The sequence below is a fragment of the Streptomyces sp. NPDC094034 genome (assembly GCF_040303865.1).
Taxonomy (GTDB): Bacteria; Actinomycetota; Actinomycetes; order Streptomycetales; family Streptomycetaceae; genus Streptomyces.
In genome coordinates, this window is record NZ_JBEOUD010000106.1 from 1 (window position 1) to 2,486 (window position 2,486).

Genomic DNA, 2,486 nt, shown 5'->3' on the forward strand with positions numbered 1-2,486 from the left:
CATCCGGTGGGGAGCGGTTTGCGTGTTGATCTACGAGTATCTTCCGCACGAGCTTGCCCGGCTCGGAGTCGTCGCGAAAGCCGCCGGACTCGATCAACACCAGGTGGCCGCGCAAGTGCGCCTGGCGCAGGAACGCTCCGGGCGTGCACGGGTGTGCCCTGCAGAGCCGCATCACTTGAGCGAGCTGTTCATCGCGGAGTTGCGACGCCTTCAGTGGGAGCGGATCGCCGCTCTCATGGACAGGGAGCGGATGGCCGCGTACGCGCCCTGCCGCGACTCGCGTGCCGTCCGCTATGAACAGCAGCGTTTACAGCGGTTGATGAGGGGCGTGGCCGCGGCCGAGCGGTCCGGCGTCGAGGGTCCGGAAATCTCTCGGCATCGCGTCTACCGGGTCGATGCTCGGCCGACTGCTGGCTGCTCCGGCCCAGGCATGCCCGCCCCCGCCATGCATCTGATGGCCGCGTCAGCTGGCGAAGCGGCCGAGCGGGCCTGGGCCGTGCATGGAAGGGACGGCGGCCTCTATCAACACGGCGGATACCGAATCGCTTCCGTCACACAAATCCTTCCCGAGCCGGGAGAACTCTTTTGATCCAGCTCCGAGAACACCAGGTTCAACAGAAATCGAGCTTCCGGAAATGGGTCGGATTTCCTGCAAGATCACCTGTGCCCCCGGGAGGGATGCGGGGAACGATCGTGTCCGCGACCGGATCAGGCAAGACGATCACCGCCGCTGCGTGCGCGCTGGAGTGCTTCCGGGGCGGCCGGATCCTCGTCACCGTGCCGACCCTGGACCTGCTCGTGCAGACCGCCCAGGCGTGGCGGGCGGTGGGTCACCGCTCCCCCATGGTGGCGGTGTGCTCGCTGGAGAACGACCCGGTGCTCAACTCGCTGGGGGTGCGTACCACCACCAACCCGATCCAGCTCGCCCTGTGGGCCGGGCACGGGGCGGTCATCGTGTTCGCCACGTACGCCTCTCTCGTGGACCGCGAGGACTTCGACGACCCGACGGGTCAGGGACGCACTCGCGGGCCGCTGGAGGCCGCTCTGGCGGGCGGAGAGCGCCTGTACGGGCAGCGGATGGACGGTTTCTCGCTCGCCATCATCGATGAGGCCCACTCAACCGCAGGCGATCTTGGCAGGCCGTGGGCGGCGATCCACGACAACGCCCGCATCCCCGCCGACTTCCGGCTCTACCTCACCGCCACCCCACGCATCCTGGCTTCCCCCCGGCCGCAGAAGGGCGCGGAGGGCCAGGAGCTGGAGATTGCGTCAATGGGCCAGGACTCGGAAACCTACGGGCCGTGGCTGGCTGAGCTCGGGCTCTCGGAGGCGATCGAGCGCGAGATCCTCGCCGGGTTCGAGATCGACGTCCTGGAGATCCGCGACCCCTCCCCCGTCCTCGGGGAATCGGAGGAAGCACAGCGAGGCCGGCGCCTCGCTCTGCTGCAGACGGCGCTCCTCGAGCATGCCGCAAGGTGGAACCTGCGCACCGTCATGACGTTCCACCAGAAGGTGGAGGAGGCCGCCGCGTTCGCGGAGAAGCTGCCCCAGACGGCTGCGGAGCTGTACATCAACAACGCCTCCGACGACGACCTGGCGGCCGCGGACCGGCTGCCCGCATCGTCGATCGACGCGGAGTTCTACGAACTCGAGGCCGGCCGCCACGTACCCCCAGACCGGGTGTGGTCGGCATGGCTGTGCGGCGACCACCTCGTCAGCGAGCGCCGCGAGGTCCTGCGGCAGTTCGCCAACGGCATCGACGCGAACAACCGGCGCGTGCACAGGGCGTTCCTCGCCAGTTGCCGCGTGCTCGGGGAAGGCGTCGACATCACCGGCGAGCGCGGCGTGGAGGCGATCTGCTTCGCCGACACCCGCGGCTCCCAGGTCGAGATCGTGCAGAACATCGGCCGCGCGCTCAGGCTCAACCGCGACGGCTCCACCAAGGTCGCGCGGATCATCGTGCCCGTGTTCCTGGAGCCCGGTGAGGACCCGACCGACATGGTCGCCAGCGCCTCGTTCCGCCCCTTCGTAGCCGTCCTCCAAGGACTCCGCAGTCATGACGAACGACTCGTCGAGCAGCTCGCCTCCCGCGCCCTCACCAGCGGCAAGCGCAAGGTACACATCCGGCGTGACGAGGAGGGGCGGATCGTCGGGGCCGGCGGCGCGGTGGGCGCGGACCAGGAACAGGACGACACCGACGGTGCGGTCGAATCGGCGCTGCTGCATTTCTCCTCCCCCAGGGACGCGGCGACCATCGCGGTCTTCCTGCGCACGCGGGTGTACCGGCCGGAGTCCCTGGTGTGGCTGGAGGGCTACCAGGCCCTTATCCGCTGGCGGGTGGAAAACGAGATCACCGGGCTCTACGCCGTTCCCTACGACGTTGAGGTCGAAGTCGGAGCGACGAAGGCGTTTCCACTCGGGCGATGGGTCCACCAGCAGCGCAAGGCACTACGGGCAGGTGAACTGGAGGAACGGCGCAAGGCCCT

Annotated in this window: 2 protein-coding genes; both read left to right on the forward strand. The window is 68.5% G+C overall.

Annotation, left to right across the window (positions count from 1 at the left end; translation table 11 throughout):
• A partial coding sequence (locus ABTZ59_RS36955) for a hypothetical protein (protein ID WP_351425857.1) occupies window positions 1–589 on the forward strand: 589 nt, incomplete at its 5' end.
• The coding region (locus ABTZ59_RS36960; RefSeq protein ID WP_351425860.1) for a DEAD/DEAH box helicase at window positions 586–2,486 on the forward strand (1,901 nt) is incomplete at its 3' end. The genes ABTZ59_RS36955 and ABTZ59_RS36960, both read left to right, overlap by 4 nt.